6 protein-coding genes are annotated in these 6,896 nt (G+C 58.5%); all 6 read left to right on the forward strand.

Annotation, left to right across the window (positions count from 1 at the left end; genetic code table 11):
- Positions 1-155: 155 nt before the first annotated feature.
- Entirely contained in the window at positions 156-1,037 is an 882-nt protein-coding gene (locus tag JWS10_RS12265) for an AraC family transcriptional regulator (RefSeq protein WP_299507797.1), read from the forward strand.
- Positions 1,038-1,210: 173 nt separating this feature from the next.
- Complete coding sequence (locus tag JWS10_RS12270) at positions 1,211-2,263, forward strand: sugar ABC transporter substrate-binding protein (protein WP_299507799.1); 1,053 nt, start codon at positions 1,211-1,213, stop codon at positions 2,261-2,263.
- Positions 2,264-2,332: 69 nt separating this feature from the next.
- Positions 2,333-3,142 carry an ATP-binding cassette domain-containing protein gene (locus JWS10_RS12275; protein WP_299507801.1) on the forward strand — a complete coding sequence of 270 codons (810 nt, stop codon included), beginning with the start codon at positions 2,333-2,335 and terminating at the stop codon, positions 3,140-3,142.
- Positions 3,139-4,368: a sugar ABC transporter permease gene (locus JWS10_RS12280; RefSeq protein ID WP_299507803.1), complete on the forward strand. Its 1,230-nt coding sequence runs from the start codon at positions 3,139-3,141 to the stop codon at positions 4,366-4,368. Before JWS10_RS12275 ends, JWS10_RS12280 begins: the two co-directional genes overlap by 4 nt.
- A gap of 28 nt (positions 4,369-4,396) precedes the next feature.
- The gene (locus tag JWS10_RS12285; protein WP_299507806.1) at positions 4,397-5,125 is read left to right on the forward strand and encodes an SDR family oxidoreductase; all 729 of its coding nucleotides are present in this window, start codon (positions 4,397-4,399) and stop codon (positions 5,123-5,125) included.
- Positions 5,125-6,720: an FGGY-family carbohydrate kinase gene (locus JWS10_RS12290; RefSeq protein ID WP_299507809.1), complete on the forward strand. Its 1,596-nt coding sequence runs from the start codon at positions 5,125-5,127 to the stop codon at positions 6,718-6,720. Before JWS10_RS12285 ends, JWS10_RS12290 begins: the two co-directional genes overlap by 1 nt.
- Positions 6,721-6,896: the final 176 nt, after the last annotated feature.

Genomic DNA, 6,896 nt, shown 5'->3' on the forward strand with positions numbered 1-6,896 from the left:
GTCGATTCGGCAAAAAAGTATCGGTAGATCTTAGCTGCTGTAGTAGTCTGGGGCGATGCGCCCTGCTAGCGTTGTCACTACCCGGCGAAAATCTGCCAGGTGGACGACGCAAGCACCGGGCCGGGAGTCCGGATTTGCGCAGGGAGGAGACGCGGATGAAACCGGATCTAGAGGTCGTCCAGATTGGGCGCTCGGAATCTTTCAAGGCGTGGGCGCACGGCTATCCGTATCATACGGTGCGCTGGCATTTTCACCCTGAGTACGAAATTCACCATGTGGTGGCGACCCAAGGCCATTACTTCGTCGGCGATTTCATTGGTAATTTTGAGCCCGGCAATCTGGTGCTGACTGGACCCAACCTGCCGCACAACTGGGTCAGTCATCTGGCACCGGGCGAAAGCGTGCCGCTGCGGGGTCGGGTATTGCAGTTCACCGAAGAGTTTATTGGCGATGCGATGACGCTGCTGCCAGAGCTTACCGCCTGTCAAGCGTTGCTGGAAGTCAGCCGCAGGGGGGCGCTGTTTAGCCCCGCCGCTGCCGAGGCGGCCGGACCGTTGATGGGCGAATTGGTCACGGCAAAAGGCATCCGCCGGATCGAGTTGTTCATCGGCCTGTTGGGCGTGTTGCTGCGCGCCGAGGTGACGCCTTTAACCTCGGCCCACTATGTGCCTGATCCTTCCGGGTTTATGTCAACTGGCATCAACGAAGCCCTAGCCTATATCAACACCAACCTGACCGAACCGTTCACCGAGACCGATTTGGCCGAGATTGCTGGTCTGAGCCCCTCGGCATTTTCGCGCAGTTTTCGGCGACATACCGGGCAGGCTTTGGTGAAATACGTCAATCGTTTGCGGATCAATCTGGCCTGTCAGTTGCTGATGGGCGCGGATCAGACGAAGATTACCAATGTGTGTTTTTCGTCTGGTTTTAATAACATATCTAATTTCAACAGGCAGTTTCAGGCGCAAAAGGGCATGACGCCTTCGCGCTTTCGGGATCTGCTGGCGGAAAACCAACAGGCGGCGTTAGCGGCCTGAGAACCTATTCTGCCGCAAGCCAAGCCCATTCGGGAGGAGGAAACCCGGAGGGCCAAAATTGTGGCGAAGACCCGGCTTGCGCTTTCTTTGCTAGGCGAAAAGCTGATCGACCCCGAGGGCGATGACCAACGCTGCGGGGTGCCAACCGAACCGGTCAACATGGAGGATGACCAATGAAACTTTCTGCATCGCATCTGACGGGCGCTTTGGCGCTTTCGACAGCTTTGATTTCGGGCGCTGCTTTTGCCCAAACCGCTGGCACCGTTGCGTTTCTGATGCCCGACCAAGCCTCAACCCGTTATGAGCAGCACGACTTCCCCGGCTTTGAGGCCGAGATGAAAAAGCTGTGCGCTGATTGCACGGTCATTTATCAGAACGCAACCGCCGATGCGGCGCTGCAACAACAGCAGTTCAATTCGGTTATCACCCAAGGCGCTAAAGTGATCGTGTTGGACCCAGTGGACAGCAGTGCGGCTGCGGCAATGGTCAGCATCGCGCAAAGCCAAGGTGTGAAGGTGATCGCGTATGACCGTCCGATCCCGGACAAACCTGCGGATTACTACGTGTCGTTTGATAACCAAGGCATCGGCAAGGCGATCGCTGACTCTCTGATGGCGCATCTGAAAGATTTGGGCCTGCCGACGGATAAAGGCGGCGTGTTGCAGATCAATGGCTCACCCACCGATGCGGCGGCTGGTTTGATAAAAGACGGTATTCACGAGGGTATCGCGGCGAGCGGCTATAAAACTTTGGCCGAGTTTGACACGCCAGAATGGGCGCCGCCGAAAGCGCAGGAATGGGCTGCGGGGCAAATCACTCGTTTCGGCACGGATATCATTGGCGTCGTGGCCGCGAATGATGGCACCGGCGGCGGCGCAGTTGCGGCCTTCAAGGCGGCTGGTGTCGATCCGGTGCCACCAGTGACGGGCAACGATGCGACGATTGCGGCGCTGCAACTGATCATTGCGGGGGATCAGTATAACACGATCTCAAAACCTTCGGAAATCGTCGCTGCGGCTGCTGCGAATATCGCGGTACAGTTTTTGAATGGCGAAACGCCGAAATCCGAGATGAGCTTGTACAATACGCCCTCGCAGCTGTTTGTGCCGGCTGTGGTGACGCGTGAAAACCTGAAAGCGGAGATCATCGACAAGGGCATCAACACCGCAGCTGAGCTGTGTGTTGATCGCTATGCCGCTGGCTGCGAGGAACTTGGCATCAAGTAATCCAACCTCCGCCGTCTGGCTGGCTCTCCCCCAGCCAGACGGTTTCTTCCCGTATTCATAGGAGCCGCCATGTCGGACCCATTACAATCCCGCAAGCCACGCGGCGAATTATTGCTTAGCTTGCGCGGCATTTCCAAGAATTTCGGCGCGGTGTCGGCGTTGACGGATATTGATCTGGATATCCATGCGGGCGAGGTCGTGGCTCTGGTAGGCGACAATGGCGCTGGCAAATCCACGCTGGTGAAGGTCTTGGCCGGGGTGCATCAGGCTTCGTCGGGCATTATAGAGTTTCAAGGCAAGCCGGTGACGATGGCCAGTCCCGCAGCGGCGTTGCAGCTGGGCATTGCCACAGTGTTTCAGGATTTGGCTTTGTGCGAAAATTTGGATGTGGTGGCGAATATCTTCCTCGGGCAAGAATTGAACCCGTTGCGACTGGATGAAGTTGCAATGGAGGTTCGAGCTTGGACCTTGCTGAACGAACTCGCCGCCCGCATCCCGTCCGTGCGTGAACCGATTGCATCTTTGTCGGGGGGTCAACGTCAGACAGTGGCGATTGCGCGATCTTTGCTGCTGAACCCGAAGATTATCATGCTGGATGAACCGACGGCTGCCTTGGGTGTGGCGCAAACCGCTGAGGTTTTGAACCTTGTTGAGCGGGTGCGCGACAAGGGGCTGGGCGTGATTATGATCAGTCACAACATGGAGGACGTGCGGGCGGTAGCTGACCGTATCGTTGTGCTGCGGTTGGGGCGCAACAATGGCGTGTTCACACCCGATGCGAGCAATCAGGAACTTGTGGGGGCTATCACAGGGGCCACCGATAACGCCGTGTCGCGCCGGGCTGATCGTCTGCGTGAAGCGGCAGGAGAACAGATATGAGTCCACAATTAGACCGCGCCGATGCGCGCGTGACCCATGCCGCCGGTTTTTCTGGCACGGTTAAAGCGTTTATGGATCGGGTGAAATCGGGTGATCTGGGATCGTTGCCTGTGGTCGTCGGTCTGGCGATCATCTGGACGGTGTTCACCGCGTTGAACCCAATTTTCCTATCGCCGAACAACTTAGTGAACCTGCTGTTCGATTGCTCCACCACCGGAGTGATCGCTCTGGGGATCGTCTGCGTGCTGATGCTGGGAGAGATTGATCTTTCGGTTGGCTCTATGAGCGGGGTCGGCTCGGCTTTGGTCGGGGTAGTCTGGGTCAACCAGGGGATTCCGCTGCCCGTGGCGATTGGCACCGCGATTGCGCTTGGTGCGCTGATTGGCGCGATCTATGCGACTTTGCGCAATCGCTTGGGGATGCCGAGTTTCGTCTCCACTTTGTCGGGATTGTTAGCGCTACTGGGTTTGCAGCTATACATGCTGGGTTCGACTGGGTCAATCAACCTGCCCTATGGCTCGAAGATGGTAGAGTTTGGTCAGTTGATGATCCTGCCCGCATGGCTGTCGTATAGTCTGGCGGTGATACCTGGCATCGTGATGCTGGTGGTGGGGCGCTCTACCAATGCGCGTCGGCGTGCGGCGAACTTGTCGGCGGGGTCGGCTTCGGGTTTGGTGTTGAAAGCGGTGGCGACCACTGTCGTACTGCTCGGCATCGTGTTTTACCTAACGCTTGGACGAGGGGTGCCGTGGATGTTTGCGTTGTTCGTGGCGTTGGTCTTGCTGATGAACTACGCGCTGACCCGCACGCAATGGGGCCGCTCGATGAAGGCTGTGGGCGGCAATGCTGAGGCGGCGCGGCGCGCAGGGATTAACGTACGGGCAATTTACATCAGTGCATTTGCCCTGTGTTCGAGCCTTGCGGCGCTTGGCGGTGTGCTGTCTGCCGCGCGGCTCGCCTCGTCTAGCCAGCAAGCCGGGACGGGCGACGTTAATCTCAACGCCATCGCTGCGGCGGTGATCGGCGGCACCAGTTTGTTCGGCGGTCGTGGCACGGCGTTTTCGGCGCTGCTGGGAATTATTGTGATTCAGTCGATTGCCAACGGCCTGACGCTTTTGAATCTGTCGTCAAGCCTGCGTTACATGATCACTGGGGCAGTTCTCGCCATCGCCGTGATCGTGGACAGTCTTGCTCGCCAAAGCCGTGCCTCGCATGGCCGGGCTTAAATCTGGGCCAAATACTGGGAATGTGATCATGTCGAATGAGTTGAACGAAAAAGTCGCGGCCGTCACCGGGGCGGCGTCGGGCATCGGACTGGAGTGTGCCAAGGCGATGCTTGAGGCAGGCGCAAAGGTAGTGCTGATCGACCGCGCCGAGGATAAGCTGGTTTCGCTTTGCGCCGAGTTAGGGCCGAATGCCGAAGCACTGGTGATTGATCTGACCAGCCCTGCAAGTGTTGCCACGATGATGCCGCAGATTTTGGCGCTGGCGGGGCAGCTGGACATTTTCCACGCCAATGCCGGGTCTTACGTTGGCGGCGATGTGGTGACGGGCGACCCGGATGCGTGGGATCGGATGCTGAACCTGAACATCAACGCCTCATTCCGCGCCGTGCAAGCAGTGCTGCCGCATATGGTGGAGCGGCAAACTGGCGATATTCTGATGACGTCTTCTATTGCCGGTATCGTGCCGGTGGTGTGGGAGCCGATTTACACCGCGTCGAAATTCGCGGTGCAGGCGTTTGTGCATACGGTGCGGCGGCAGGTTGCCAAACATGGCATTCGCGTGGGGGCGGTTTGCCCCGGTCCGGTTGTCACAGCGTTGCTGGACGATTGGCCGAAAGCGAAGATGGATGAGGCTTTGGCAAATGGCAGTCTGATGATGCCGAAAGAGGTGGCGGATGCGGTGTTGTTCATGCTGACCCGCCCGCGCAATGTGACGATCCGGGATTTGGTGATCTTGCCAAACTCGGTGGATTTATAATGTATCTGATCGGCATTGATGTCGGAACCGGCTCGGCCCGCGCTGGGGTATTCGACTACGAAGGTGCGATGCTGGCTTCAGCCAAGGCTGATCTGGTGATTTGGCGTGACGCGGGCTCAATCGTCGAGCAATCCTCTAGCCAGGTTTGGGATGCCGTGTGTGAAGCAGTTCGCGGTGCAGTGCAGGCGGCGGGGGTTGATCCGGCAAAGGTGGGCGGGATTGGCTTTGACGCCACCTGTTCTCTGGTGGTGTTGGGCGAGGGAGGCGTGCCGCTTGCGGTGGGACCGTCGGACGACCCCGCGCGTAACATCATTGTCTGGATGGATCACCGCGCCGTGGAACAGGCCGAGCGGATCAATGAGGCAGGGCATGAAGTGTTGCGCTATGTCGGCGGGGTGATCTCGCCCGAGATGGAGACGCCGAAGCTGTTGTGGTTGAAGGAAAACCGTCGCGGAGTGTTTGATGCGGCTTGGGGGTTTTTCGATCTTGCGGATTATTTAACGTGGGCTGCTACGGGCAGTCTCGTGCGATCCACTTGCACCATCACCTGCAAATGGACGTATCTGGCCCATGAAGATCGTTGGGACGAAAGCTATTTCCGGCAGATCGGGCTGGGGATGCTGGCGGATGAAGGTTTCGCGCGCATCGGCACCGAAGCGGCGGCGCCCGGAACTGCGCTAGGTTCGGGACTGACTGCGCGGGCGGCCGCGCAGATGGGATTGCCTGTGGGTATCCCGGTTGGCGCCGGCCTTATCGACGCGCATGCAGGTGGTGTGGGCACCGTTGGCGCGATGGGCAATGATGCAACCGAAAATATGGCCTATGTATTTGGCACCTCGTCTTGCACGATGACAACCACGGCCGAGCCGCGCTTCGTGCCAGGGGTATGGGGGCCTTATTATTCTGCGATGCTACCGAATATGTGGTTGAACGAGGGTGGCCAATCGGCGGCCGGGGCGGCGATTGATCATTTGTTGAAATTGCACCCGGCTTGGGGGGAAGCGAAAGCCAAGGCTGATACTGTAGGTCTGCCCTTGGCGGTATGGCTTGCCAATCGGGCGGCGGATAGTGTCCCAAGTGCTTCGAATGCCGTTGATTTGGCGTGCGGCGTGCATGTGGTGCCGGAGTTTCTTGGCAATCGCGCGCCGTTTGCTGATCCGCACGCCCGCGCGCTGGTTGCTGGGTTGGGGATGGAGGAAGACCTTTCCAGCCTTGTGCAACTTTATGTCGCGGGGCTGTGCGGAATCGGTTACGGGTTGCGGCAAATCATCGACGTGCAAGCGGCGCATGGCGCTCCGATCCGGCGGTTGATGATCAGCGGCGGCGCGGGGCAGCACCATCTGGTGCGGCAGATCTTGGCCGATAGCACTGGTATTGAGGTTATCGCCACCGAAGCCGACGAACCCGTGCTGTTGGGCTCTTCAATATTGGCGGCAGTTGCGGCAGGTGCTTTTCCTGGGATCGCACAGGCAATGGCCGCAATGTCTCGGCAAAAGCAAAGATTTGCACCGAATTTGGGCAAATGTGTGGCGACCCATGCCCGTCGATATGATGCCTTCAAGCTGCTGCAAAAGGCGGCGCGTGCGGTGCGTTAGCAATAGCCCGAACGGTTTTCGCGGCGGCGACGTCACCATATAATTCACCCGAGAAGCGGCCGATCGCGCAAGAACATTCTATTAATGATCGCCAGCCCACATCCTGCAGTGTGCGGCGAAGCTGCACAGTGGCCCCTCTGGGCAAGTTTTATCTTAGCGGGACTCGCATTCGCGTG

This window comes from Cypionkella sp. (assembly GCF_028290025.1).
Lineage (GTDB): Bacteria > Pseudomonadota > Alphaproteobacteria > Rhodobacterales > Rhodobacteraceae > Cypionkella.

Bases quoted from the DNA above. Each gene is read 5' to 3' on its own strand.
- JWS10_RS12265 (WP_299507797.1), top strand. From the start codon at position 156: ATGAAACCGGATCTAGAGGTCGTCCAGATTGGGCGCTCGGAATCTTTC.
- JWS10_RS12270 (WP_299507799.1), top strand. From the start codon at position 1,211: ATGAAACTTTCTGCATCGCATCTGACGGGCGCTTTGGCGCTTTCGACA.
- JWS10_RS12275 (WP_299507801.1), top strand. From the start codon at position 2,333: ATGTCGGACCCATTACAATCCCGCAAGCCACGCGGCGAATTATTGCTT.
- JWS10_RS12280 (WP_299507803.1), top strand. From the start codon at position 3,139: ATGAGTCCACAATTAGACCGCGCCGATGCGCGCGTGACCCATGCCGCC.
- JWS10_RS12285 (WP_299507806.1), top strand. From the start codon at position 4,397: ATGTCGAATGAGTTGAACGAAAAAGTCGCGGCCGTCACCGGGGCGGCG.
- JWS10_RS12290 (WP_299507809.1), top strand. From the start codon at position 5,125: ATGTATCTGATCGGCATTGATGTCGGAACCGGCTCGGCCCGCGCTGGG.